Genomic DNA, 26990 nt, shown 5'->3' on the forward strand with positions numbered 1-26990 from the left:
CGCCCCGGGATCCGGGACGGCGGCGCCGTGTCCTGCGCTGAGGGGATCACTCCCACTCGATGGTGCCCGGCGGCTTGCTCGTCACGTCGAGGACCACGCGGTTCACATCGGCGACCTCGTTGGTGATGCGCGTCGAGATCTTGGCGAGCACGTCGTACGGCATGCGCGTCCAGTCCGCCGTCATGGCGTCCTCGGAGGAGACCGGGCGCAGCACGATCGGGTGGCCGTAGGTGCGGCCGTCGCCCTGGACGCCGACCGAGCGGACGTCGGCGAGCAGCACGACCGGGCACTGCCAGATCTCGCGGTCCAGACCGGCCGCCGTCAGCTCCTCGCGGGCGATGGCGTCGGCCTCGCGCAGCAGGTCGAGGCGGTCCTTGGTGACCTCGCCGACGATCCGGATGCCCAGGCCGGGACCGGGGAACGGCTGGCGCTGGACGATCTCCTCGGGCAGGCCGAGCTCCTGGCCGACCATGCGGACCTCGTCCTTGAACAGCTTGCGCAGCGGCTCGACGAGCTCGAACTCGATGTCGTCGGGCAGGCCGCCCACGTTGTGGTGGGACTTGATGTTGGCGGTGCCGGTGCCGCCGCCGGACTCGACCACGTCCGGGTAGAGCGTGCCCTGCACCAGGAAGGCGACCGCGGGGCCGTCCTCCTGGAGGATCTCCAGCTGCGCCTGCTCGAAGACGCGGATGAACTCGCGGCCGATGATCTTCCGCTTGGTCTCCGGGTCCGAGACGCCGGCGAGGGCGGTCAGGAACCGCTCCTGCGCGTCGACGACCTTCAGCTGGACGCCGGTGGCGGCCACGAAGTCCTTCTCGACCTGCTCGGTCTCGCCCTTGCGCATCAGGCCGTGGTCGACGTAGACGCAGGTCAGCTGGGAGCCGATGGCCTTCTGGACCAGGGCCGCCGCCACCGCCGAGTCCACGCCGCCGGAGAGGCCGCAGATGGCGCGCTTGTCGCCGACCTGCTCGCGGATGAGGGCGATCTGCTCCTCGACGACGTTGTGCGTCGTCCAGGTCGGCTCGATGCCCGCGCCCCGGTAGAGGAAGTGCTCCAGGATCTGCTGGCCGTGCGTGGAGTGCAGCACCTCGGGGTGGTACTGGACGCCGTACAGCTTCTTCTCGTCGTTCTCGAAGGCGGCGACCGGCACGACGTCCGTGGACGCGGTGACGGTGAAGCCCTCGGGGGCGGCCGAGCAGGCGTCGCCGTGCGACATCCACACCGACTGCTCGGTGGGCGTGCCCTCGAAGAGCGTCGAGCCGGCCTTGGTGACGTGCAGCGGCGTACGGCCGTACTCGCGCGCGCCGTTGTCGTCGACCGTGCCGCCGAGCGTCGTCGCCATCAGCTGGAAGCCGTAGCACATGCCGAAGACCGGGACCCCGGCCTCGAAGATCTCGCGCTCCAGGACGGGGGCGCCGTCCGCGTACACGGAGGACGGGCCGCCCGAGAGGATGATCGCCTTCGGGTTCTTGGCCAGCATCTCGGCCACGGGCATCGTGCTCGGCACGATCTCGCTGTAGACCCGGGCCTCACGGACGCGGCGGGCGATGAGCTGGGCGTACTGGGCGCCGAAGTCGACGACGAGTACGACGTCGGGCGCGGCAGCGGTGGGCGCTGATGACACTGGCGGCCTTCCGGCGGTGGGAGGGGGTCGGTTTTGTCGATTCTACCGGGGCGCGGGGTGGGACCTTTCGTCTCACCATCCGAACCGGGATTGGCTCCACCGGCCCGGACCGGTCCATACTGTCGCCATGCGCAAGCACCAGACCTTCGTCTTTACCTATGGCACCGGCCCGTCCGGCTGCCATGGTCGTGCTGCTTGAGCAACTGACAAGCGACTTCCCAGGCGCCCCGGGCCGACAAGGCCCGGGGCGTTCTGTCGTTTCCGGGCCGTGCCGCCCCGGGGCCGCCTCCCCGACACCCGAGGAGCCCCCCGATGTCCGTCACCGAGACCGAGAAGACCGGCGCCCGCACCGAGCAGGCCGCCACCGTGATCACCGGCGCCCGTGAGCGCATCGACGCGCTGGACGACCGCATCATCGGCCTGATCCAGGAGCGCATGGCCGTCTCGGCCGTCATCCAGGAGTCCCGGATCGCCTCCGGCGGGCGCCGGGTCAACCTGAACCGCGAGATGGAGGTCCTGGCGCACTACCGCGACGCGCTGGGCAAGCCCGGCACCGCGCTGGCGATGACGATGCTGGAGCTGTGCCGGGGCCGCATCTGAGGCGCGCGCACGGGGTGCGGGCCGGATCTGCGTTCGGGGCATCCTCACCCGTCCGGCGCCGTGACCGGCGCCCGCCCCGCTTCGTTGGTCCGGGTGTCCGTGCCAGCCAGGGGCGGGCCCGAAAAAACCACGCGTGGCTCCGCTGGGGCGTGTGACGTGCCACTGGTACGTCGTGGGACCTCGCCCCAGCGCGCGTGACCGGACGGCAGGGGACAGCAGCCCGGTCACCCTTCAGAGCGGTCGGCTCCGGGGACGCCCGGGGCCGCCCGCATCCGGTCCGGACGGTTGCGGGCGCCGCAGACCGTCCCGCACGATGCACAGACACGTCCCGTACCCGCGCAGAGCGACCGCCAAGGTCGACACCGCCCGCGCGCCCCCCGCGCGCCGGGTCGGCCACTCCGGCTCACTCACCAGCGGCGTCACCCCCCGGCGCCGCCCCCGCGGCACCGGCGCCGCCCTGACGCCGGTGCTGACGGCCGAGGGCCCCGCGGACCATCCCCGAGACGGATGGCCGAGCGGGGCCCTTGCTCTGCCCGGACCCGCCGCCCGGACCCCGCCGCCGGGCGGCCTCCCGCCGGGTTGCCTCCGCCCCGGCTTTTGGCGTGAACCGAACGCCCCGCGCGCGCTCCCGCACCACCGATGTGACAGGGAGCACATAAGAATTCTGTGAGTCCTGGGACAACCATTGACAGGATTGGCTGGTCATCCCATGCGGAACCAACGGCCCCGCCTTTCGGCGCGCGGCCCATGGATGAACGGGGACCGCTGCACTCGGAGGGGGGTGCAGCGATCCCCGTTTCCTCTTCCGGTCTCCGGTGTGGCCGAAGACAGCCCCTGGCGCTCCGGGCGCTACCCGGCGTCCTCCGCCTCCTTCGGCGGCACCGCCGGGATCCCCAGGAACGGCAGCCGCAGCGCGCCGAACGCGTCCGCCGGGACCGCCGGCGCCTTGGGCGCCACGGCCGCGACCCGCACGTACGCCCCGCCCTGGACCGGGCGCGGGTCGGCCTCGCCCTTGTTCGGCCACAGCGACATCGCCCGCTCGGCCTGCGCGGTGATCGTCAGCGACGGGTTCACCCCGAGGTTCGCCGAGACGGCGGCGCCGTCCACCACCGAGATCCCGGGGTGTCCGTAGAGCCGGTGGTACGGGTCGATCACACCGGTCTCGGCCGAGTCGCCGATCGGGCAGCCGCCCAGGAAGTGCGCGGTCAGCGGGGTGCCCATCAGCTCGCCGACGTTCGAGCCGGCGAAGCCGTTGATCTCGGCGGCGATCGCGGTGGCCGCCTGCGAGGCCGCCCTGATCTGGCGCGGGTTGGGCGCGCCGTGGCCCTGGCGGGCGGTGAGCAGGCCCTTGCCGACGCCGTCCGGCTTCAGATACGTCGTGAGGGAGTTGTCCACCGACTGCATCACCAGCCCGATGATGGTCCGCTCCGACCAGCGGCGGTTGCTGAGCGAACGGGCCAGCAGCGTCGGGTGCTTCACCGCGTTCGCCAGCCAGCCCAGCGCCAGCGAGGAGCCCTCGGCGTAGGGCACCTGGAGGATGGACATGCCGCCCATCGCGTTGGAGCCCCGGCCGTAGCGGACGGGCTCGATGTGGGTGTTCTCGTCCGGGTGCACCGAGGAGGTGATGGCGACGCCCCGGGTGAAGTCGACCTTGGCGGTGCCGTGCGCCTTGCGGTAGCGGCGGTTGTCGGTCTGCGCGCCGACCAGCGCCTCGGAGTTGGTGCGGGTCAGCTCCCCCAGCCGCTTGGACAGGTACGGGAGCCGGCCGCTCGCGCGCATCCGGTGCAGCAGGGTCTGGGTGCCGTAGGTGCCCGCCGCGATGACCACGCGCCGGGCCTTGAACAGCCGCCCCGCGCCCTTCCTGCGGTTGTCGGTGGGCAGCGTGGCGACCGCGTACCCGCCCTGGGAGTCGTCGGTGACCGAGACGACCGTGGTCATCGGGTGGACCGTCGCGCCCGCCTTCTCGGCGAGGTGGAGGTAGTTCTCGTTGAGGGTGTTCTTGGCGCCGTGGCGGCAGCCCGTCATGCACTCGCCGCACTCGGTGCACGCCTTGCGGGAGGGGCCCGCCCCGCCGAAGTACGGGTCGTCGACGGCCGCGCCGGGCTTCGCCTTCGCGCTGCCGTCCGCGTCCTGGCCGTCCCCGAAGAAGACGCCGACGGGCGCCAGGTGGAAGGTGTCGCCGACGCCCATCCGCTGGGCGGCGGCCTTGAGGTGGACGTCGGAGGGGGTCATGGTCGGGTTGAGCCGGACCCCGAGCATGCGCTTGGCCTGCTCGTAGTAGGGGGCCAGCTCCTCCCGCCAGTCGGTGATGTCCTTCCACTGCGGGTCGTCGAAGAACTGCTGGGGCGGTACGTAGAGGGTGTTGGCGTAGTTCAGCGACCCGCCGCCGACGCCCGCGCCCGCCAGCACCATCACGTTGCCGAGCAGATGGATGCGCTGGATGCCGTACATCCCGAGCCGGGGCGCCCAGAGGTAGTTCTTCACGTCCCAGGAGTTCTTGGGGAGCGTGGCGCGGGTGAAGCGGCGGCCCGCCTCCAGGACGCCGACCCGGTACCCCTTCTCGGTCAGCCGCAGGGCCGTGACCGAGCCGCCGAAGCCGGAGCCGACGACGAGGACGTCGTAGTCGTACGCCGAGTCGTCGTCCGGACCGGCGGGGCCGTCCGGGCTCTGGGCGCGCGTGTCCTGGGGCATCGGCTCTCCTCGTACGGAAAAGGGGCGGGGCGGAGGGGACGGGCGGGCTTCAGCGCAGGCGCAGGGCCTTCATCGCCTTCAGGCTGCGGCTCATGAACGCGGCGTACTTCTCGTCGTCCATCCCGAAGGACGGCGCGAGCGGCAGGATCCGCTGCTGGGCGACGGTCTGGGCCTCGGTGTACTTGAGGATGCCCTCGGAGCCGTGGCGGCGGCCGAGACCGGAGTCCTTCATGCCGCCCATCGGCGACTGGACGCTGCCGTACGCCGGGGCGTACCCCTCGTTGATGTTGACCGTGCCGGTGCGCAGCCGGGCGGCGACCTGGTGGCCGCGCTTCGAGTCCTTCGTCCAGACCGAGGAGTTGAGGCCGTACGGGGTGGCGTTGGCGGTCGCGACGACCTCGTCCTCGTCGGTGAACCGGTAGACCGAGACGACCGGTCCGAAGGTCTCCTCGGTGCAGACGGCCATCGGCGCCTCGACGCCGTCCAGGATCGTGGGCTCGTAGAAGAGCGGGCCGATGTCGGGGCGGGCGACGCCGCCCGCGACCAGCCGCGCGCCCTTGGCGACGGCCTCCTCGACGTGCCGGGTCACCGTCTCCAGCTGGCGCTCGCCCACCAGCGAGCCCATGTCGGCGCCGTAGGCGAGGGAGTTGCCGAGCCGCATCGCCCTAGTCCGGGCGGCGAACCGCTCGACGAAGGCGTCGGCCACCGACTCGTGGACGTACAGCCGCTCGATGGAGATGCAGAGCTGGCCCGCCGAGGAGAAGCAGGCGCGGACGGCGCCCGCCGCCGCCTTCTCCACGTCGGCGTCGCGCAGCACCAGCATCGCGTTCTTGCCGCCCAGCTCCAGGGAGACGCCCACGAGCCGGGCGGCGGCGCCCTGGGCGACCTCGCGGCCGGTGCGGGTGGATCCGGTGAAGGAGACGTAGTCGGCGTGCTTGACGACCTCGGGGCCGACGACCGGGCCCTCGCCGAGGACCACCTGGAACACCTCGGCCGGAAGCCCCGCCTCGATCAGCAGGTCGCGGGCCCACAGCGCGGTGAGGGCGGTCTCGGTGTCGGGCTTCATCACCACGGCGTTGCCGGAGACGAAGGCGGGCAGCGCGTCGCCGACCGACAGCTCGAACGGGTAGTTCCAGGGCGCGATCTGCCCCACCACCCCGCGCGGCTGGCGCAGTTCGGTGACCTTGGTCAGGGTCGGCACCACACCCGTGTGGCGCCGGGGGCGCAGATACGCGGGCGCCTTGCGGCCGTAGTGGCGCGCGGCCACGGCGACGGCCTGGACCTCCTCGTGGGCGTGCAGGCGGGCCTTGCCGGTCTCCAGCTGGATGAGGTCGAGGACCTCGGCCTGACGGGCCAGCACCAGGTCGTGGAAGCGCAGCAGGACGGCGGCGCGCTCCCGGGCCGGGGTCGCGGCCCAGGCGGGCTGGGCGGCGCGGGCGCGGGCGAACGCCTCGGCGACGTCCTCGGGCGTGGACTCGGGCAGGTCCGCCAGCTTCTCGCCGGTGAACGGCGTGTGGTTCGCGGTGCGGCCGGAGCCGGTCACGCCCCGGGTGAGCCGGGCGACCACCTCCGGGGTGACCACATCGGCGGCGGTGCGGGCGCCCGCCGGAGCGGCGGCGACCGGGTTCGTACGGGTGCTGGTGGGCGTGGCCTGCGAGTCCGTCATGGGGCGAGCGTATGCCGGGGCGGGCGGTTTGGGTACCCGCCGGTAACACTTTTCGGAACCCTCACCACCGCGCCAGCGACCACTGGCGCCATAACCCCTGATCAGCGCGTTGTGCCCGGTGGACACCGCAGTGGACCGCCCGGTCGGACCGGCTCGTAAGCGACGGACGGCACGGCCGGGAAGCGGCGCACGGGCCGGCCGGGAAGCGGTGGACAGCGCGGCCGGGAAGCAGCGGACGGCGCGGGCCGGGAACGGGTCAGGCCGCCGGGGTGAAGGAGTCGAGCGCGGTGTCGAAGTGCCGTTTGGCCTCGTCCAGCCGCGCCACCGGCGCCGAGACCCACACGTCGTACATCGTGCCGTTCTGGTCCCAGGCTTCGTCGTAGGTGTGCCGGGGGCCCTCGGCCTTGCTGAAGCCGTTCCAGCTGAACTCCCACAGGGCCGCGTCATGGCCCTGGTGGGTGGTGGCGACGACCTTGCCGCCCCGGTAACCGGCATTCGTGTCCGGCCCGTTGGCGTGCGCCAGGCGCATCACGGCGAGCGGGCCGCCGGTGACCGACTGCTGGAGCCGGATGCCCAGCCGGAAGGCGCCGTCCGGGGACACGTAGAAGACCCGCCGGTCGTCGGTGCTGCGCACGAAGCCCGCCGGGACGGTGAGGCCGAAGCCGTCCGGGTCGCGCACCGAGCGGTAGCCGGCGGGCGCGGTGCCGCCCGCGCCGGGCTCGTCGGGCCGGGTCACCGTCACGGTGGGGCCGGGCCCCTGGGGGCGGCCACCGGCGGCGGACGAGGCGGCCGGGCCGCGCGCGGCGGCCGGCGCCGGGCCCCCGTCGTCGCCGAGCAGCACCGCGGCGGCGGCCCCGCCCCCGGCGAGCGCGGCCACCAGACAGGCCGCCACCAGCGCTCTTCCGGAGCGCGCCGGACGGGCCCCGGAACCGCCCGCCACCGGGACGCGCTCGGTCGGGGTGTAGTGGCGCGGCGCGACCGGAACGGACCCGGTCGCCGCGTACGCCCGCAGCATCTCCTCGGCCTCGGCCGCCGCCAGCCGGCGCGCGGGGTCCCGGTCGAGCAGCCCGCGCACGACCGGCAGCAGCGGATCGGCGGCGCGCGGCGGGCGGATCTCGTCGGTGACGACCGCGTGCAGCACCCCGCCCAACGAGTCGCGGTGGAACGGCGATTCCCCGCTCAGCGCGGCGCACAGCAGCGCGCCCAGGGACCACAGGTCGGACTCGGGCCCGGCCGCCGCGCCCTGCATGCGCTCCGGCGAGGTGTACTCGGGCGAGCCGACGAACGCCCCGTCCTCGCTGATCGTGGTGGACCCGGGCAGCTGCGCGATGCCGAAGTCGGTGAGCACCACCCGGCCGGTGCCCTCCTCCAGGAGGACGTTGGCGGGCTTGAGGTCGCGGTGGAGCACGCCCTGGCGGTGGGCGGCGCCGAGCGCGCCCAGCAGCGCGATGCCCATCCGGGCCGCCTCCAGGACGTCCAGCGGGCCCTTGGCGCGCAGCCGGTCCGCCAGCGAGCCGCCCTCGACCAGTTCCATCACGATGTACGAGCGGCCGTCCTGCTCCACCACGTCGTGGACGACGATGACGTGCGGATGCTTGAACTGGGCCACCGCCCGTGCTTCGCGCAGCGCCGCGGTGGCGGGGGCGCCGCCGTCGGGGTGCAGCTCCTTGACGGCCACCTGGCGGCCGAGCAGCTGGTCGGTGGCGCGCCACACGGTGCCCATGCCGCCCCGACCGAGCCGGGCCGTCGGCCGGTAACGCCCGGCGATCACACGGGCGTCGGCCGCGCCGTCACGCGGATCACTGGCAGGTGCGGGCACCGCGGCTTCCCCCGTTCTCGTCCTGTCGTCATCATGCCGCACCGGACCGCGCCCGAGGGGGGCGTGAGGTCACAGGACGGGATCGACCCGGCGGGCGCGCGCGTGGGGGGCGCGGACGGCGGCGGGGACGCGCCCTCAGTGCGACGGCGGCGGCTGCCAGCCGCGCAGCACGGTGTCGAACTGCTCGCGCATCTCCGCCCAGTCGCTCTCGGGCCCCGACATGTACACCGCGTACTCGGTCGTGCCGTCGTCCGAGAAGTACATCTGGTCGATCGCGTGCCGCTTGCCCGGGAAGCCCTTCTTCTCCACATAGCTGAACTCCCAGAGCGAGGAGTTCACCTGGTCCCGGAAGGTGTTGGAGTGCAGGGTCAGCCGCTGGTACTTGGGCAGCCGCTTCTCCAGCGCCTTCTCCAGGTTCAGCTGGTGCATGTACGGGTTCTCGAAGTCGGGCTTGCTGACGCTGACCCGGACGTAGTGGCGGCCGTTGTCCGGCGTGTAGTCGACTTCCTTGCCGTCCATCTGGCGCCGCCAGCCCTCGGGCACGAAGAGGGTGAACCCGAGCGGGTCCTTCACCCGCCGCCAGCCCGCCGGGACGGACGCGTCGCCCGCCTTGGGCGTCTTGGAGGGCCGGGTGTCGGGGGACTTGGAGACGGCGGGGGTCTCGTCGCCGCCGCCGTCGTTGAACTTCAGCGCGGCGAAGCCCGCGGCGGCGCCGATCAGGGCCGCCAGCGCGACCACCAGGGCCACGGTCCGCCCGCGCCGTCTGCGCCGGGGCGCGGGGGCGGGCAGGGGCGCGGGCGCCACGGCCTCGGGCGCCGGGGTGCGGACGGTGCCGGAGGTCCCCGCCGCGGCGTTGGCGGCGTGCAGCTCGCCCTCGGAGACCTGGCGCGTCGGCACGTACTCGTGCGCCGACTTGGGTTCGCGGCCCTCCATCGCCTCCAGGAACATCCGCTCGGCCTCCTCGGCCGAGGGGCGCTCGTCGGGGTCCTTGCGGAGCAGCGCGGTGATGACGGGGGCGAGCGCGCCCGCGTTCGCGGCGGGCCGGGGCTCCTCGTTGACCACGGCCTGCATGGTGGATATCGGCGAGGAGCGGCGGAAGGGCGACTCGCCCTCGACCGCCGTGTAGAGCGTGGCGCCCAGCGACCACAGGTCGGAGGCGGGTCCGGGCTGGCCGCCCCGCACCCGCTCGGGCGCCAGGTAGTCGATGGAGCCGACGAGTTCACCGGTGCGCGTGATGGTGGAGTCGCCCTCGATGGCGGCGATGCCGAAGTCCGTGAGCAGCACGCGCTGGTCCCGGGCGAGCAGCACGTTGCCCGGCTTGACGTCGCGGTGCAGCACCCCGGCGGCGTGGGCGGCGCGCAGGGCGCCCAGCACGTGCAGCCCGATCCGGGCGGCCTCGCGGGCCCCGATCCGCCCGCTCTCCGACTCCTTGACGGCGTCGGCGAGCGAGGGCCCGTCGACGTACTGCATCACGATCCAGGGCCGGTTGTCGTGGTCGAGCACGTCGTGGACGGTGACCACACCGGGGTGGGTGATGCGGGCGGCGGCCCGCGCCTCCTTCTGCGTACGGGCGTGCAGCACCACGCGGTCGGCCTCCGCCACGTACAGCGCGGCGGTGAGCTCCTTGACGGCCACCGTGCGGTGCAGCACCTCGTCGTGGGCGCGCCAGACCTTGCCCATCCCGCCGCGGCCGATGGTGTCGCCGAGCCGGTAACGCCCGGCCAGCAGCAGCCCCGTCGCCGTCACTTCCGCGCCCTTGCCGCTCTTGTCCTGGTTCTGGTCCACGTCCCCCGCCCGGCCGGTTTCTTAAGGGGCAAGGTTACGGAGCGGATTCCGGCCAGGAAACCTCGGGGGCACCTAGCGCGGCACCTACCGCGGGGTATGTATCCGAAGCAACTGGTGAACCGTCAACGAGTGGCGCTGTAGGCCGCCGTTGCCTGGGTGTAGATCTCGGTCACCTTGTCCCGCTGCGGCTCCGGCCCGATCACCAGGACGATGTGGTAACGGCCATTGATGATCATGACTTGATTGCGTACGTAAACGGTCTGCCCCGTACTGTCGCGCCAGGTGAACTGCCCCTCGGCGGTGACCTTCTGGCCGATGTCCACCCTGCGCAGCCCGGCCGCGGTCGCCCACGCCGAGTCCCGGAACGGCTGGAGTTCGCGCTCCTTGTCCCGCTGGTACGCCAGCGGGTCGTCGCCCGCCTCCTTCACGCCGTCCCGGCCGGGCACCACGACCAGGGTGAAGGCGCCGTCCACATAGCGGACTTGTCCGGCGTCGTTGATGGGCCGCCGCTGGAACGCCGGGTCGATCGCCGTGCGGAAGCCCTCCGGGTCGGTGCGCAGCACATACCCCTTGGCGGGCGGACGGTCGCCGGGAGCGGTGGTCTGGGTGCGCGGCGCGGACGGCGAACCGGTGCGCGGCGCGGTGTCCGAGGGCGGCGCGGACGGGGGCGCGCCGGTCCGCGGGGCGGACGGGGCACCCCCGTTGTCCGTCTTGTCCGCCGAACCCGACTTGGGCATGAGGAACACCGCGTACCCCAGCGCCGCCACCAGCAGGAGCAGCACCAGCAGGACGAGGGTGCGCCCGAGCGAGCGCGGCGCGCGCGCGTCCGCCTTCGCCTTCGCCTGGCGGGGCTTGGCGCGCCCCGGCTCCTCCGCCGGACCCGGCTCCGCGTACCGCTCGGGGCGGCGGGGCGCGGCGGCACGGCGGCTCTGCCGGTGGCGGCCGTGCTCGGCGGAGGCCGCGCGGCGGCGGCGCACCAGCTCGCCCCGGCGCCGCACGATCGGCAGCCGGGTCGCGTCCGGCGAGGGCACCGGGACGACCTGGGTGCCCGCGTCCGGCTCGGGCGCCGAGCGGACGATCGAGCGCAGCCAGCCGCGCAGCTCCTCGAAGTCCGGCCGCTCGGTCGGGTCCTGACGCAGCAGCGACTCCACGACCGGCCGCAGCGGCCCGCACTCCTCGGCGAACGCGGGCGGCTCCCCGCACACCATCTGCACCAGCTCGACGGCGCTGTCCTCCGGATACGGCGCGTGCCCCTGCACGGCCCGGAACAGCAGCGCGCCCAGCGCCCACAGGTCGGTGGCGGGGCCGATCGGCGGGGCGAGCCGCCAGTTCTCGTGCACCGGCCCGGCCTGCTCCGGGGCCCAGCGCTCGGTGACGGCACCGACGACGGCGATCCGCGTCTGCCGGGCGCGCTCGGCCGCGAGCCGGGTGGCCGGTCCCCGGTAGCCGCCGCCCGGCCGCCGCGGCGCCTCGGCCCGCCGCCCCGGGCCGCCCGGCCGGGCCCGCTCGGGCACGCTGACGTGGGTCTGCCGCTGGGCGTCCGCCCGCAGCGCCTCGGCCCCGGCACCGACGGTGTGCGGCGGCGCGGGGCGCGGGTCGGCGGAGGGGCGGGGGCCGGTGGTGGCGGGCGCCGGACGCGCGGCGGACCCGTTGTGGCCGGGCTGCGCCGGGTCGGGCGCGGACGCGGGCGCCGGGAGGGCGGGACGCGGCAGCCAGCGGCCCGTCACCGGGTCGTACGCCCGCCGGGTGCGGCCCGAGTCCGGGCCCTCCTCCACCGCGTACGGACTCGCGGAGGCGGGGGCGGCGCCGGACGCGGGTGCCTGGGCGGACGCGGGTGACTGTGCGGGTGCCGGTGCGCCCTGGGCGGGCGCGCGCTCCACCCGGGTACCGCTCACCGGGTCGTACACGCTCCGGTCGACGGCCGGATGGCGGGCGTCCTCCAACTCGGCCTGTCCGGGCGCCGGGCGCGGTGCGGGCAGCGCCCTCGCGTCGGTCACGCGCGCGTCGGCCCGCGCGCCCGCCCGGTAAGCGGCGAGCGCGGACTGGCCGGCGGACGTCGAGCCGGTCCTGGGCGCGGGCAGCCCGCCCGCCTCCTCCTCGACGGGCCCGGCCGGGGCCCACCCGGCGGGCAACGCGGGCGTCCGGGCGGAGGCCAGCGGAACGGGCGGCCCCGCGTACGGGTCAAGGTCCCCCGAAGCCACGGCCCCCGAGGCCCCGAACCCGGCGGCCCCCTCGGAACGAGCCGGGTCACCGTCTCCGTAGGGGTTCGTCGCGCCGTACGGGTCGGCGTCGCCGTGGGGGCCGGTGGTGCCGTACTGGTCCGGCGCGCCGTAGGAGTCGGCATCGCCGTACGGGTCGTCGCTGCGGGGAGGTTGGGTGGTGCGGGAGGGTTCCACCGTGCCGTACGGGGCGGCCTCCCCGTACGAGTCGGTGTCCCCGTACGGGTCCGTGTCGCCGTACTGGTCCGTGTCGCCGTACTGGTCCGTGTCGAGGGCGGTGTCCGGGCCCGGGTGCGCGCCACCGATGCCGCTGCCGCCGCCGTACAACTCGGCGTCGTCCTCGTCCGCGGCGTCCGCCGCGCGCGGGGCGAAGTCGTCGTCCGGGCCGCCGAACGCCGAGGGCACCACCGCGTATCCGCAGAGGGCCTCCTCCGCCGCGCCGACGGCCAGGCCCGTCAGCATCACGCGGCCGTCATCGCATATCAACACCGTGCGCTCGGTGATGTTGCGGTGCGTCCAGCCGTGCGCGTGCAGCACGCGCAGCGCGGTCAGCACGTCGGACGCGACCTCCGCCGCCCGGTACGGCGGCAACGGCCGCTCGGCGAGCAGCGCCGCCAGCGGCCGGGCCATCACCAGCTCGCTGACGATCCACAGCGAACCGGCCTCGGCGAACACGTCGAAGACTTGGTCGAGACGGGGGTGGTCGGGGATCCGCGCGGCTGCCTGGGCGGCCTCGATGGCCCGCCGCAGCGCGGGATCGGCGGGGCGCCGCGCCGCGCCGGTGCCGTGGCCGTAGCGGCCGTCCGCGCCCTGCACCTCCGCGTCCACGACCTCCGGTAACGGCACCTGCCGCACCAGCACTTCCTGGCCGCTGTAGGTGTCGAATGCCCGGGTGACGACCGGTTCGTACTCGTCGGAGGACGACAGGGGCAGCCGATAGCGGTCGGCGAGCACCCGACCCGCATAGTCGTCCACGACGCCTCCCCACCCGCGCTGGTCCCTCGAACCCCTCGACCCCGTCAATTCCGGTCGTTTACCGGCCCATTATGGCTGCGTACGGTCCGTGGGACCTCACGATACGTGGCCTGTTCAGTCCTTGGGGCTGAACGTGTCGAACGCGGTCTTCCGCAGCGTCCGGCACGCGTCCGCGTCCCAGTCGGCCGTCTTGCAGGTGATCATGATCGCGTAGCCGTGCGAGCCGTCGGCCTTGAAGCCGCGGTTGAGTATCCGCACGCGCTCCCCGCCCTGGTCCCGCTCGAACTGCCAGTCCGCGACCGTGGGGTAGCCCTTGTAGTCGACCTTCTGGATGCCCAGCAGGTGGTAGTTGCTGCTGCTCCCGGCGACCGCCCCGGACAGCTCCTGCCAGGCCCGGCGGGCGTCGTCGCCCGGCTTGGCGTTGAAGTCGACCTGGACGCGCGGGAACCCGCCGTTCGCGCTGTATATCGCACCCGAGTGGTCCCCGGCCGTGCCGGTGCGGTGGAAACCGGCGGGCATGGCCATGGAGAAGTGGAACTCGGCGTCGGTGACCGTGCCGTACCCGGCGGGCAGCCCGGCGCCGGCCGCGCCGTCGCCGGCCCCGGGCGTCTTGGCCGCGCCCGAGGCGCTGCCGCCGCTCTGCCCCTGACCCTGCGTCTGCCCCTGGGTCTGGCCCTGGGTCTGGGTCTGGCCCTGCGGCTTGTCGTCGGCCGTCCCGCCCTTGCCGCCGCTGCCCGGGGTGGTCCCGCTCGACGCGGCCTTGTCGCCCTTGTTCTTGCCCTTGTTGTCCTCGTCGCCACCGCCGCTGAGGGCGATCGCCAGCACGGTCCCTATGACGGCGAGCGCGGCCACCACCGCGATGATCACCAGGGTCCGTCTCGGGACGACATCGGTGAGCGGCGCCCGCACCGGCGCGGGCCGGCCGGACGGCGACGGGGACGCGAGCGGCCCCGACCGGGGCGCCTGCGCCGCGGACTTGAAGCCCGCACCGCCCGCACCGCGCTCCCGGGCCCTCTCCCTGGCCTTGTCCTTCGTCTTCTCCTTGGCCGTGGCCTGCGCGGCCACCGCCGCGTTCCGCACGGACTTGAACGCGCCCCGCATCCGGTCGGCAGCCGCGTCGGCCACCTCCTTGGCCTTCGCGCCCGGGTCCCCCTTGGGCTCGCCGGGCGCGGGGGGCAGCGCGACGACCCGGGTCACCTCGGACGACACCGGCTCCGGCGCCCGGACGGGCTGCTCCGGCGCGTGGATGACCTCGGTGAGCAGCGCCCTCGCCGCCGCGTTGTCGAGCCGCTGCTCGGGGTCCTTGGCGAGCAGGCCGTAGATGACCTTCTCCAGCAGCGGGCCCGCGTTCTGCGGCGGGTCCACCGGCTCGGTCATCACCGCGGTCAGCGTGGCGATCGCCGAACCCTTGTCGTACGGGGGGACGCCCTCCACGCTCGCGTACAGCAGTCCGCCGAGCGACCACAGGTCGGCGGCGGGGCCCGGCTTGTGACCGCGGGCACGCTCGGGCGAGATGTACGAGGGGGCGCCGACGAGCATGCCCGTCGAGGTGATGGACGGGTCGCCCTCGACCTGGGCGATGCCGAAGTCGGTCAGCACGACCCGGCCGTCCTCGGCGATCAGCACGTTGGACGGCTTCACGTCGCGGTGCAGGATGCCCTCGCGGTGCGCCGAGCGCAGCACGTCGAGGATGGCCAGACCGACCTCGGCGGCCCGGCGGGGCGTCAGCACCCCGTCCTCGCGCACCGCTTCGGCCAGCGACTTGCCCTCGACCAGCTCCATGACGATCCAGGGCCGGTCGTCCTCGTCCACGACGTCGTAGACCGTCACCGCGCTGGTGTTGCGGATCCGGGCGATCGCCTTGGCCTCGCGGAGGGTGCGCGTGATGAGGCGGCGCTTCTCCTCCTCGTCGATGCTGCTGGGGAAGCGCAGCTCCTTGACGGCGACGGTGCGGCCCAGCGTCTCGTCGACGGCACGCCAGACCGTGCCCATGCCACCACGGCCGAGCACATCCCCGAGCCGGTACCGCTCGGCGAGGAGCCTGCCCTCGGCCTTACCGCCGGGCTGCTCCTTCCGCTCGTCCCGCTGGGGCTCCCGCGACTGCTCCGCCTCCGACATGCGTCCCCTCTGCGATCCCTGATCCGCGCCCGCACCGACCGCGTCCCGGCCGACGGCTCCCCGCAACTTGCCTCGTGAGGCGGCTCGGTTCACCGCTCCGACCTGCTTCTCCTGCCGGGGGTCCGGGGGTTGGCCCCCGGGGGAGCGGCACCCGCCCTGGCAGAGTGTCCATTGTCTCTCACGCCGGGACCAATGATTGTCCCGGGTCCGCCGTCCGCCAAGACGGCTCGGCACGACGGACCGCCGTGACGCCGATGTTCCGGGCGCCGCCCGCCGCACTCCCGGCCCGCACCGCTCCGCGCGCCCGCCGCCCCGTCACCGCCGGACGGGTCGCCCCGCACGTGCCGCACAGCCACCGAGGACCCGCAGGCCAGAGCCCCGGCCCGGCCGAACGCACCGGACGCGGCCACGCCCACGGGCCCGCACACCGACGACACCACGACGGCACCGCCCGCCACGAAAGCCCCTGCGGCCCCCGCCTCCCACTGCCACGCACCCGGGCCCGCCCCCGAACGGAACGACCGATTCCGGGCGGCCGTCCCGGCAGGTCCGCTCGCGACGACGTCGGCACCCGGGCCCACAGCCCACGGCGGCCCGAGTCCAGTGGTGCCGCAACCCGCCACCGACGGCGACCCGGGCCGGGCGAAGTGGCCGAGCCCAGCGGCACCCAGGCCCGCGCCCGATGGCGACCCGAGCCCAGTCACGCAAGGGCCCGCCACCGACGCCGGCCCGAGCCCGGCGCAGTGGGCGCGCCCGGCTGCACCCAAGCCCACCGCCGACGGCGCCCCAAATCCCCACCGCACGGCGGAGCGGCAGCTGCCGGACTCGGTACGCGGCCATGACGACGACGGCCGCCTCCTCACCCTGCACTCCTCGCTCTCCCACACCAGCGGTCTGCCCACCTACACGGCAGACACCACCCTCCCGGTTCCCTACCGCCGGAACGAAGCCGTCCGCACCGTGTCGGCCACGATCAGTGGTCGCCGCACCGTCATATTCCGCGCCAACGCGGACAGATCAGCACGGGCACACCGACTCCCCTTCCCTCCAGGTCCTCCCCCGAGCCCTCCCCGACCGCCCCTTCCCCACGGTGCTCCGCCGAGTTTCTCCCTCGGCTCCCTCCCCGGACCCTCTCCCGACTCCACCGCTCCCCTCGAACCTCCTTGCCCCACGGCACACTTCCCGCCCGACCACCGAGCCCGCCCCCCGTCACTCACCCCCTGCCACTCGCCGCGCATCCCTCCCCCGCGTCCCTCCCCCGCGTCACAGCAGCGCGTCACAGCGGCGCGATGTCCGGCGCGCCCAGCCGCGCCGCGTCCGCCGTCAGGTCATCCGGCTGACGCTGCGACTCGCGCTCCGCCTCCACCCTCTTCTCGTAGTGCTCCACCTCCTTCTCGATCTGCTCCTTGTCCCAGCCGAGGACCGGGGCCATCAGCTCGGCGCACTCCCGGGCCGACCTCGTACCCCGGTCGAAGGTCTCGATCGAGATGCGGGTGCGCCGGGTCAGCACGTCGTCGAGGTGGCGGGCGCCCTCGTGCGACGCCGCGTAGACGACCTCGGCACGCAGATAGTCCTCCGCCGCCGCGAGCGGCTCCCCGAGCGAGGGGTCGGCGACGATCAGCTCCAGCAGGTCCTCGGCGAGCGAGCCGAAGCGGTTCAACAGGTGCTCCACGCGCACCACATGGAGGCCGGTGCGGGCGGCGATCCTCGCTCTCGCGTTCCACAGCGCCCGGTAGCCCTCGGCCCCCAGCAGCGGCACGTCCTCGGTGACACAGGCCGCCACCCGCTGGTCCAGGCCGTGCACCGCCTCGTCCACCGCGTCCTTCGCCATCACCCGGTACGTCGTGTACTTGCCGCCCGCGATGACGACCAGCCCCGGCACCGGGTGCGCCACGGTGTGCTCGCGGGAGAGCTTGCTGGTGGCGTCCGACTCCCCGGCCAGCAGGGGCCGCAGGCCCGCGTAGACACCCTGGACGTCGTCCCTGGTCAGGGGCACCGCGAGCACCGAATTCACATGCTCAAGGAGATAGTCGATGTCCGCGCTGGAGGCGGCCGGGTGGGCCTTGTCGAGGTCCCAGTCGGTGTCGGTGGTCCCGACGATCCAGTGGCGCCCCCAGGGGATCACGAAGAGCACCGACTTCTCGGTGCGCAGGATCAGCCCGGACGTGGAGTGGATCCGGTCCTTGGGCACCACCAGGTGGATGCCCTTGGAGGCCCGGACGTGGAACTGGCCGCGCTCGCCGACCATCGCCTGGGTGTCGTCGGTCCACACGCCCGTCGCGTTCACGATCTGGCGGGCGCGGATCTCGTACTCCCCGCCGCCCTCCACGTCGCGCACCCGCGCCCCGACGACGCGCTCGCCCTCGCGCAGGAACCCGGTGACCCGGGCCCGGTTGGCGACCTGTGCCCCGTAACTCGCGGCCGTCCGCACCAAGGTGGCCACGAAGCGGGCGTCGTCCATCTGCGCGTCGTAATACTGCAGGGCTCCGACCAGCGCGTCCTTCTTCAGGCAGGGCGCGACCCGCAGGGCGCTGCGGCGGGTGAGGTGGCGGTGCACCGGAAGCCCTCTGCCGTGGCCGGAGGAGACCGACATCGTGTCGTACAACGCGACGCCCGAGCCCGCGTACCACCGCTCCCAGCCCTTGTGCTGGAGCGGGTAGAGGAACGGGACCGGTTTGACCAGGTGGGGGGCGAGCCGCTCCAGGAGCAGGCCGCGCTCCTTCAGCGCCTCGCGCACCAGCGCGAAGTCCAGCATCTCCAGATAGCGCAGCCCGCCGTGGATCAGCTTGCTGGATCTGCTGGAGGTGCCCGACGCCCAGTCCCGCGCCTCCACGAGACCGGTCGAGAGGCCGCGGGTGACCGCGTCCAGCGCGGTGCCCGCGCCGACCACCCCGCCGCCGACGACCAGCACGTCGAGCTCGCGCTCGGCCATCGCGGCGAGCGCCTCGGCACGCTGCACCGGTCCCAGTGTCGCTGTCCTCACGGCTGCCTCCCGTGGATCGGGGTGGTCTGGCTCACAACCTCGATTCTGGACGCGACCACCGACATCGGCCACCGCCTGTGGACAACACTCGGACAACCCCGGGCCCGCAATACGGCATAACGGTCATATTTACTCCTAGTCTGACATTGCGTCCGCCCGTTCTGTCCACAGGGCTTGCGCACCATGCCCCCTCCGGTTATGGGAAGGACGGTCACCCGCATGCCCGCAGACCTCGCCGTCATCGGACTCGGCCACCTCGGCCTGCCCCTCGCCCAGGCCGCGGTCGCCGCGGGCATCGAGACGGTCGGCCACGACACCGACCCCCACGTACTGGCCGAGCTCCGCGCCGGGCGCCCTCCGGTCGACGGCTCCCTGACCGCGGCCGAGCTGCGCCGGATGCTCGCGGGCGGCTTCCGCGCCGTCACCGACCCGGCCGAACTCGGCCGGGTCCGCACCGCCGTGATCTGCGCCCCCACCCCGCCGAACGCCGACCGCACCCCCGACCTCACCGCGGTCGCCGACGCCGCCCGCGTCCTGGCGGCCCGGCTGCGCCCGCACACCACCGTCATCCTGGAGTCGGCCGCCTACCCCGGCACCACCGAGGACTTCCTGCGCCCGCTGCTCGAAGCGGGCTCGGGGCTGCGGGCCGGGCGTGACTTCCACCTCGCCCACTGCCCCGGCCGCCTCGACCCCGGCAACCGCTCGTACGGCTACGCCACCACCACCCGGGTGATCGGCGGACTCACCCCCGCCTGCACCGAGTCCGCCGCCGCGTTCTACGGCCGTCTCACCGACAAGGTGGTCCGCGCGCGCGGCACTCGCGAGGCGGAGATGACCAAGCTCCTGGAGACCAACTACCGCCAGGTCAACATCGCGCTCGTCAACGAGATGGCGGTGCTCTGCCACGACATGGGCGTGGACCTGTGGGACGTGATCCGGTGCGCGGAGACCAAGCCGTTCGGCTTCCAGCCGTTCCGGCCGGGCCCGGGCGTGGGCGGCCACGGCATCCCGCTCGACCCGACCCCGCTGCCGTACACGGGCCTGCGGATGGTCGGGCTGGCCCGCGAGATCAACGCGCACATGCCCGGCTACGTCATCCAGCGCTCCACCACGCTCCTGAACGAGCACGGCAAGTCGGCGCGCGGCGCGCGCGTGCTGCTCCTCGGCGTCACCTACAAGCCCGACCTGGCCGATCTGGAGGGCTCCCCGGCAGCCGAGATCGCCGGGCGACTGCTGGACCTGGGCGCGTCGGTGAGCTACCACGACCCGTACGTCCCGGACTGGCGGGTGCGCCAGCAGCCCGTCCCGCGCGCGGACTCGCTCTACGAGGCCGCCGCCCACGCCGACCTGACCGTACTGCTCCAGCAGCACCGCACGTACGACCTCCAGGGCCTGTCGGTGAAGGCGCAGCTGCTGCTCGACACCCGGGGCGTCACACCGGCGGGCGCCGCGCACCGCCTGTAGCCGCCCGGCGGGCCGCCGCCGCGACCCCCGTGCCGCCCGCAGCCGCACGGCCGGGGCCCGCCGAAATCCCCGTGGCGCACCGCCCACGCACTGTTACTCTTCGGGTCGCTCGATCGCACAGCCGTGCGCTTTTCCATCACCTCGGGGGGATCCGTAGATGAGCCAGTCCTTTCCACCGCCGCAGCAGCAGCCCGGCTTCCCGGGCTTCGTCCCGGCCCCGCCGCCGGCTCCGGCCCGTGACAACTTCACGGGCGGGCTGATCGCCGCGCTCCTCGCGGCGGTGGTCTGCGCGGGCGTGTACGGCGCGATCGTCGGCGCCACCCGGCACGAGATCGGCTACGCGGCCGTGGCGGTCGGATTCGGCATCGGCTGGGTCTCCGGCAAGGTCGGCGGGCGCAACCCCGCCCTGCCCGTGCTGAGCGCCGTCCTCGCCCTCGGCTCCGTCTACGCGGGCCAGCTGGTCGGCGAGGCGATCCTGGCCGCCAAGGAGCTCCCGCTCAGCGCCACGGACCTCCTGATCGACCACTTCGACGTGGTCAACGAGATCTGGAAGGCCGACTCGGACTTCATGACGTTCTTCTTCTTCGCGATCGCCGCCGTCGCGGCGTTCTCCGGCAGCAAGAAGGGCGCCGCCGCCTGACAGCTGTCCCCACGCGCGCGGGGACACGGAAGGGGCCCGGACCGTTCGAACGGTCCGGGCCCCTTCACGTACGTACTACGTACGTACGTGACTGTCGTCAGCGCTTGTGCTGCGCGTCCGCGACGGTCACCTCGACGCGCTGGAACTCCTTGAGCTCGCTGTAGCCGGTGGTGGCCATCGAGCGGCGCAGGGCGCCGAAGAAGTTCATCGACCCGTCCGGGATGTGCGACGGGCCGGTGAGGATCTCCTCGGTGGTGCCCACGATGCCCAGGTCGACCAGCTTGCCGCGCGGCACGTCCTCGTGGACGGCCTCCATGCCCCAGTGGTGGCCCTTGCCGGGCGCGTCCGTGGCACGGGCCAGCGGGGAGCCCATCATGACCGCGTCCGCGCCGCAGGCGATCGCCTTGGGCAGGTCGCCGGACCAGCCCACGCCGCCGTCCGCGATGACGTGGACGTACCGGCCGCCGGACTCGTCCATGTAGTCGCGGCGGGCCGCGGCCACGTCGGCGACGGCGGTGGCCATCGGGACCTGGATGCCCAGCACGTTGCGGGTGGTGTGCGCGGCGCCGCCGCCGAAGCCCACCAGGACGCCGGCCGCGCCGGTGCGCATCAGGTGCAGGGCCGCGGTGTAGGTGGCGCAGCCGCCGACGATCACCGGGACGTCCAGCTCGTAGATGAACTGCTTGAGGTTGAGCGGCTCGGCCGCACCCGAGACGTGCTCCGCCGAGACGGTGGTGCCGCGGATGACGAAGATGTCGACGCCCGCGTCCACGACGGCCTTGGAGAACTGGGCGGTGCGCTGCGGCGAGAGGGCGGCGGCGGTGACCACACCGGAGTCGCGCACCTCCTTGATGCGCTGTCCGATCAGCTCTTCCTTGATCGGGGCCGCGTAGATCTCCTGGAGGCGGCGGGTCGCGGTGGCCTCGTCCAGCTCGTCGATCTCGTCGAGCAGCGGCTGCGGGTCCTCGTAGCGGGTCCACAGGCCCTCGAGGTTCAGCACGCCCAGGCCGCCGAGCTCACCGATGCGGATCGCGGTCTGCGGCGACACGACGGAGTCCATCGGGGCGGCCAGGAACGGCAGCTCGAACCGGTAGGCGTCGATCTGCCAGGCGATCGAGACCTCCTTCGGGTCCCGGGTGCGCCGGCTCGGGACGATGGCGATGTCGTCGAACGCGTACGCCCTGCGGCCGCGCTTGCCGCGCCCGATCTCGATCTCAGTCACGTTGTGTGGGCCTTTCCCTCTACGTCTGCCGTCCCAGTATCCCCGACATACGTGTGCCCGACATACGGGCGAGGGGCGGCCCCCTGTACGGGACCGCCCCTCGGCTTCGGCTACGCGCGCGTGGACGGGCCCGCCGCCCGCGCCCCGTGCGTCAGCGCCGGGTGTAGTTCGGCGCCTCGACCGTCATCTGGATGTCGTGCGGGTGGCTCTCCTTGAGGCCCGCCGAGGTGATCCGGACGAACCGGCCGTTCGTCTGAAGCTCCGGAACGGTACGGCCGCCGACGTAGAACATCGACTGGCGCAGACCGCCGACCAGCTGGTGGACGACCGCGGAGAGCGGGCCCCGGTAGGGCACCTGGCCCTCGATGCCCTCGGGGACCAGCTTCTCGTCGGAGGCGACGCCCTCCTGGAAGTAGCGGTCCTTGGAGAAGGACTTCTGCTCGCCGCGGGACTGCATCGCGCCCAGCGAGCCCATGCCGCGGTACGACTTGAACTGCTTGCCGTTGATGAAGAGCAGCTCGCCCGGGGACTCCTCGCAGCCCGCGAGCAGCGAGCCGAGCATCACCGTGTCGGCGCCCGCGACCAGGGCCTTGGCGATGTCGCCCGAGTACTGCAGGCCGCCGTCGCCGATGACCGGGACGCCCGCGGCCTTGGCGGCGAGCGACGCCTCGTAGATGGCGGTGACCTGCGGGACGCCGATGCCGGCGACGACACGGGTCGTACAGATGGAGCCGGGGCCGACGCCGACCTTGATGCCGTCGACACCCGAGTCGATCAGGGCCTGGGCGCCGTCCCGGGTGGCGATGTTGCCGCCGATGACGTCGACGCCCGACGAGTTCGACTTGATCTTGGCGACCATGTCGCCGACCAGCCGGGAGTGGCCGTGGGCGGTGTCGACGACGATGAAGTCGACGCCCGCCTGGATCAGCGCCTGGGCGCGCTCGAAGGCGTCGCCCGCGACACCGACGGCCGCGCCGACGATGAGCCGGCCGTCCTTGTCCTTGGCCGCGTTCGGGTACTGCTCGGCCTTGACGAAGTCCTTGACCGTGATGAGGCCCTTGAGGATGCCGGCGTCGTCGACGAGCGGCAGCTTCTCGATCTTGTGGCGGCGCAGCAGCTCCATGGCGTCCACACCGGAGATGCCGACCTTGCCGGTGACCAGCGGCATCGGGGTCATGACCTCGCGCACCTGGCGCGAGCGGTCCGACTCGAAGGCCATGTCGCGGTTGGTGACGATGCCGAGCAGCTTGCCCGCCGGGTCGGTGACCGGGACGCCGCTGATGCGGAACTTGGCGCACAGCTCGTCGGCCTCGCGCAGCGTCGCGTCCGGGTGCACCGTGATCGGGTCGCTCACCATGCCGGACTCGGAGCGCTTGACCAGGTCGACGTGGTTGGCCTGGTCCTCGATGGAGAGGTTGCGGTGCAGCACGCCGGCGCCGCCCTGACGGGCCATGGCGATCGCCATGCGCGCCTCGGTGACCTTGTCCATGGCCGCGGAGAGCAGCGGGACGTTCACCTTCACGTTCTTCGAGAGGTACGAGGAGGTGTCGATCTGGTCGGGCGCCATGTCGGACGCGCCCGGCAGCAGCAGCACGTCGTCGTATGTCAGCCCGAGCATCGCGAACTTGTCGGGCACTCCGTCGACGTTTGCAGTCATGACACCTTCCCCAATGGCCTTGATCGGTGCGGATGTCCATGCTAACGGGCTGGCACGGTGTCTCATTCCATGAACAAGATCAACCGAATTCTTTGTACGTTCACACGGACGTGACGCGGGCGCCCACGCGCGCGCGGTCGCCGTACGCCCGCCGGGCGGACCGGTGCGGCGAGGCGCACCCCACGGGTCGCGGGGTGCGCGACATCACTGTTCGGCCAGGGCCCGCAGACGGCTCAGGGCGCGGTGCTGGGCGACCCGGACGGCACCCGGGGACATGCCGAGCATCTGCCCGGTCTCCTCCGCCGTGAGGCCGACCGCCACCCGCAGCACCAGCAGCTCGCGCTGGTTCTCCGGGAGGTTGGCGAGGAGCTTCTTGGCCCACTCGGCGTCGCTGCTGAGCAGCGCGCGCTCCTCGGGGCCCAGCGAGTCGTCCGGCCGCTCGGGCATCTCGTCGGAGGGCACCGCCGTGGAGCCGGGATGGCGCATGGCGGCCCGCTGGAGGTCGGCGACCTTGTGCGAGGCGATGGCGAAGACGAACGCCTCGAAGGGTCTGCCGGTGTCCCGGTAGCGCGGCAGCGCCATCAGGACGGCGACACAGACCTCCTGCGCGAGGTCCTCCACGAAGTGGCGCGCGTCACCCGGCAGACGGTTCAGCCGGGTGCGGCAGTAGCGCAGCGCGAGCGGATGGACATGGGCCAGCAGGTCATGCGTGGCCTGTTCGTCGCCGTCGACGGCACGGTGAACGAGCGCACCGATCACCGTTGGCTCGTCATCGCGCATCGGTCCATGGTGCCCCGGCGTCGCAGAATCCGTGGCACCGCGTCCATAGTTGTGCACCGAAGCGTTATGAGCAGGTGCGCCGGACGTCATCTCCTGCGCCCTCCCCTCCCGCTCGACCGACTCGTCCCCGAGGAACTCCACACCTTCAAGGATGCGGCATCGCGCGCGAAGCGTCACACGCCGCTCCACCGAGCGGGGGGACGGACCCGTCCGTCGACGACGGACGGGGATCCGGCCGGCCGCGCCGCCGCCCGGTCAGCGCACCAGGCCCCAACGGAAACCGAGCGCCACCGCGTGCGCCCGGTCCGAGGCGCCGAGCTTCTTGAAGAGCCGCCTGGCGTGGGTCTTCACGGTGTCCTCCGAGAGGAAGAGCTCGCGCCCGATCTCCGCGTTGGACCGGCCGTGGCTCATGCCTTCGAGCACCTGGATCTCGCGCGCGGTGAGCGTGGGCGCCGCGCCCATCTCCGCCGAACGCAGTCTGCGCGGGGCGAGGCGCCAGGTCGGGTCGGCCAGCGCCTGGGTCACCGTGGCGCGCAGCTCCGCGCGCGAGGCGTCCTTGTGCAGATAGCCGCGCGCCCCGGCGGCCACCGCGAGCGCCACTCCGTCGAGGTCCTCGGCGACCGTCAGCATGATGATGCGGGCGCCGGGGTCGGCGGACAGCAGCCGCCGCACGGTCTCCACGCCGCCCAGTCCGGGCATGCGTACGTCCATCAGAATCAGGTCCGAGCGGTCGGCGCCCCAGCGGCGGAGGACTTCCTCGCCGTTGGCCGCAGTCGTCACACGCTCGACGCCGGGCACGGTCGCGACCGCGCGGCGGAGCGCCTCTCGGGCAAGCGGGGAGTCGTCGCAGACGAGGACGGATGTCATGGCCGCCCTCCGCAGCTGATGCGCGTCACCTTGAGCCTCCAGGCTGGTTACGTATCGTCACCTGTGCGATTGACGCTCTCGGACACCTGCCCGAGCGCTTGTTCTTTCAACCGCTCCGCACTCTCAACGACGGTCACTCGAAAGAGTTACGGGTCGGACGGGCGCCTTCGGCACTCTACGTGAGGAACCGTGTGCGCCGGGCGCGCATCGCGGGTCACCCGTCGTTCGCTTGGAGGTATGCCCCATTTAGCGGCTTTTCTTCCCTTTTCCTGGTGTCTGTGGCTAGATTCGCAATGAGTCATATTTACATCTACTTACACCGTAGATGTACGTTCGTCGGTACACCCCAGTGATCCGGGGTACCCGGCCCACCCGCCTTCAGGCACGGCTTCAAGGGGACATGAGCAATGGCAGATTTCTCCCGCCTTCCCGGACCGAACGCCGATCTGTGGGACTGGCAGCTCCTCGCCGCGTGCCGCGGAGTCGACAGCTCCCTCTTCTTCCACCCGGAGGGCGAACGCGGCGCGGCCAGGAGTGCGCGCGAGAACTCGGCGAAAGAGGTGTGCATGCGCTGCCCGGTGCGCGCCCAGTGCGCGGCCCACGCGCTGGCGGTCCGCGAGCCCTACGGCGTGTGGGGCGGACTCACGGAGGACGAGCGCGAGGAGCTGATGGGCCGGGCGCGCAACCGGCTGGTCACCGCCGCGGCCTCGGCCGACGGGGGCCACGGCTAGCGGCCGGAGGGCACACCTTTCGCAGAAACGTTCCTGCGCCGTTTGGCGCACAGGAGCGCGGGCCGGGCCGCGCCGCACGCGGGTGCGCGGCGCCACGGCCACGCGCGCGTGCCACGAGCCGGGCGCGGGTCGACGGCGACAGCGGCGCGGCCCCGGCTCACCGGCCGCGGGCCCGCCGCTCAGGTGCGGGCCGCGGCCCCGGCCAGCTGGTCGAGGGTGGCCGCGACGGCCGGGACCCGGGCCAGGTCGGGCAGGGTGAGCGCGACGATCTCGCGCTCCACGGCGGGCTCCACCGCGACGGTGCGGGCGCCCTTGGGCCGGACCGAGGAGATGGCCAGCTCGGGCAGGACCGCGACCCCGAGCCCCGCCCCGACCAGGCCGATCACCGCCGGGTAGTCGTCGGTGGCGAAGTCGATGCGCGGGGTGAAGCCGGACCGCTCGCACACCTCGACCAGTTGGCGGCGGCAGCGCGGGCAGCCCGCGATCCACGGCTCCTCGGCGAGGTCGCGGATGTCGACGGTGCCGCCCCCGGCCAGCCGGTGGCCCTCGGGGACCAGCCCGACCAGGCGGTCCATCAGCACCGGCCGGACCACTAGGTCGTCCCACTCCTCCGCGGTCGCCGCCCCGTACCGGAAGGCGAGCGCGATGTCGCAGTCGCCCTCGCGCAGCATCTCCACCGAGCGCGGCGGCTCGGCCTCGACCAGGGAGACCCGGGTGCCCGGGTGGGCGGCGCGCAGCGCGGCCAGCGCGCTGGGGACCAGGGTGGAGGAGCCGCTGGGGAAGGAGACCAGCCGGACCCGGCCCGCGCGCAGGCCCGCGATGGCCGCGACCTCCTCCTCGGCGGCGGTGAGCCCGGCCAGGATGCCGGAGGCGTGCCGCACCAGGACCTCGCCCGCCTGGGTGAGCCGGGTCTCGCGGCCGGTGCGGATCAGCAGCGGGGTGCCCGCCGAGGACTCCAGGGCCTTCATCTGCTGGCTGACCGCGGGCTGGGTGCAGCCGAGCTCGCGCGCGGCGGCCGAGAAGGAGCCGGTGGCGGCGACGGCGCGCAGGACGCGGAGGTGGCGGGCTTCGATCACCCCCCGAGCATAAGCGTCGCTTGGGGATCTTGGGAGTTATGCAGTGGCTGCTTTGAGACAGCAGAGGTTAGCG

17 protein-coding genes are annotated in these 26990 nt (G+C 73.3%); 4 read left to right on the top strand and 13 right to left on the bottom strand.

All coding sequences use genetic code 11. The features are described from left to right. Positions 1-46: 46 nt before the first annotated feature. Positions 47-1624 (bottom strand): glutamine-hydrolyzing GMP synthase, encoded by a 1578-nt coding sequence (gene guaA / locus AB5J87_RS14145; RefSeq protein WP_369376940.1) that lies wholly within the window; start codon positions 1622-1624, stop codon positions 47-49. Between the two features lie 312 nt (positions 1625-1936). Between guaA and AB5J87_RS14150 the strand changes: the two genes are divergently transcribed. Next, positions 1937-2224, top strand: coding sequence for a chorismate mutase (locus tag AB5J87_RS14150; RefSeq protein WP_369376941.1), 288 nt, complete (start codon positions 1937-1939; stop codon positions 2222-2224). 849 nt (positions 2225-3073) lie between these two features. Here AB5J87_RS14150 and AB5J87_RS14155 read toward each other — a convergent pair. The 7 genes from AB5J87_RS14155 to AB5J87_RS14185 all read right to left on the bottom strand — a co-directional run bounded on the left by AB5J87_RS14155 (position 3074) and on the right by AB5J87_RS14185 (position 18480). Continuing rightward, positions 3074-4915: a GMC oxidoreductase gene (locus AB5J87_RS14155; protein WP_369376943.1), complete on the bottom strand. Its 1842-nt coding sequence runs from the start codon at positions 4913-4915 to the stop codon at positions 3074-3076. A gap of 49 nt (positions 4916-4964) precedes the next feature. Then, positions 4965-6581, bottom strand: coding sequence for a succinic semialdehyde dehydrogenase (locus tag AB5J87_RS14160; RefSeq protein WP_369376944.1), 1617 nt, complete (start codon positions 6579-6581; stop codon positions 4965-4967). Positions 6582-6837: 256 nt separating this feature from the next. Then, on the bottom strand, positions 6838-8400 hold the full coding sequence (locus tag AB5J87_RS14165) for a serine/threonine-protein kinase (RefSeq protein WP_369376945.1): 1563 nt from the start codon (positions 8398-8400) through the stop codon (positions 6838-6840). A 135-nt stretch (positions 8401-8535) separates the two neighbouring features. After that, the gene (locus AB5J87_RS14170) at positions 8536-10128 is read right to left on the bottom strand and encodes a serine/threonine-protein kinase (RefSeq protein ID WP_369383525.1); all 1593 of its coding nucleotides are present in this window, start codon (positions 10126-10128) and stop codon (positions 8536-8538) included. Between the two features lie 179 nt (positions 10129-10307). Next, entirely contained in the window at positions 10308-13379 is a 3072-nt protein-coding gene (locus tag AB5J87_RS14175) for a serine/threonine protein kinase (RefSeq protein ID WP_369376946.1), read from the bottom strand. Between the two features lie 114 nt (positions 13380-13493). Continuing rightward, positions 13494-15497, bottom strand: a complete 2004-nt coding sequence (locus AB5J87_RS14180) for a protein kinase (RefSeq protein ID WP_369376948.1) — start codon at positions 15495-15497, stop codon at positions 13494-13496. Positions 15498-16773: 1276 nt separating this feature from the next. Continuing rightward, positions 16774-18480, bottom strand: coding sequence for a glycerol-3-phosphate dehydrogenase/oxidase (locus AB5J87_RS14185; RefSeq protein WP_369376949.1), 1707 nt, complete (start codon positions 18478-18480; stop codon positions 16774-16776). Positions 18481-18699: 219 nt separating this feature from the next. Between AB5J87_RS14185 and AB5J87_RS14190 the strand changes: the two genes are divergently transcribed. Both AB5J87_RS14190 and AB5J87_RS14195 read left to right on the top strand, forming a co-directional pair. Beyond that, a complete protein-coding gene (locus AB5J87_RS14190) occupies positions 18700-19944 on the top strand; it encodes a nucleotide sugar dehydrogenase (RefSeq protein WP_369376950.1) in 1245 nt (414 codons plus the stop codon). 157 nt (positions 19945-20101) lie between these two features. After that, positions 20102-20584, top strand: coding sequence for a hypothetical protein (locus tag AB5J87_RS14195; protein ID WP_369376951.1), 483 nt, complete (start codon positions 20102-20104; stop codon positions 20582-20584). Positions 20585-20681: 97 nt separating this feature from the next. Here AB5J87_RS14195 and AB5J87_RS14200 read toward each other — a convergent pair whose 3' ends face one another. The 4 genes from AB5J87_RS14200 to AB5J87_RS14215 all read right to left on the bottom strand — a co-directional run bounded on the left by AB5J87_RS14200 (position 20682) and on the right by AB5J87_RS14215 (position 25110). Beyond that, the gene (locus AB5J87_RS14200; RefSeq protein WP_361426641.1) at positions 20682-21806 is read right to left on the bottom strand and encodes a GuaB3 family IMP dehydrogenase-related protein; all 1125 of its coding nucleotides are present in this window, start codon (positions 21804-21806) and stop codon (positions 20682-20684) included. A gap of 151 nt (positions 21807-21957) precedes the next feature. Next, positions 21958-23463, bottom strand: coding sequence for an IMP dehydrogenase (guaB, locus tag AB5J87_RS14205; RefSeq protein ID WP_369376952.1), 1506 nt, complete (start codon positions 23461-23463; stop codon positions 21958-21960). Between the two features lie 204 nt (positions 23464-23667). After that, a complete protein-coding gene (locus AB5J87_RS14210) occupies positions 23668-24243 on the bottom strand; it encodes a sigma-70 family RNA polymerase sigma factor (protein WP_067163238.1) in 576 nt (191 codons plus the stop codon). Between the two features lie 255 nt (positions 24244-24498). Continuing rightward, the gene (locus AB5J87_RS14215) at positions 24499-25110 is read right to left on the bottom strand and encodes a response regulator transcription factor (RefSeq protein WP_003948568.1); all 612 of its coding nucleotides are present in this window, start codon (positions 25108-25110) and stop codon (positions 24499-24501) included. A gap of 407 nt (positions 25111-25517) precedes the next feature. Between AB5J87_RS14215 and AB5J87_RS14220 the strand changes: the two genes are divergently transcribed. After that, positions 25518-25841: a WhiB family transcriptional regulator gene (locus AB5J87_RS14220; RefSeq protein WP_369376953.1), complete on the top strand. Its 324-nt coding sequence runs from the start codon at positions 25518-25520 to the stop codon at positions 25839-25841. A gap of 179 nt (positions 25842-26020) precedes the next feature. Here AB5J87_RS14220 and AB5J87_RS14225 read toward each other — a convergent pair whose 3' ends face one another. After that, entirely contained in the window at positions 26021-26917 is an 897-nt protein-coding gene (locus AB5J87_RS14225) for a LysR family transcriptional regulator (protein WP_369376954.1), read from the bottom strand. Positions 26918-26990 lie beyond the last annotated feature (73 nt).

This window comes from Streptomyces sp. cg36 (genome assembly GCF_041080675.1).
Taxonomy (GTDB): domain Bacteria; phylum Actinomycetota; class Actinomycetes; order Streptomycetales; family Streptomycetaceae; genus Streptomyces.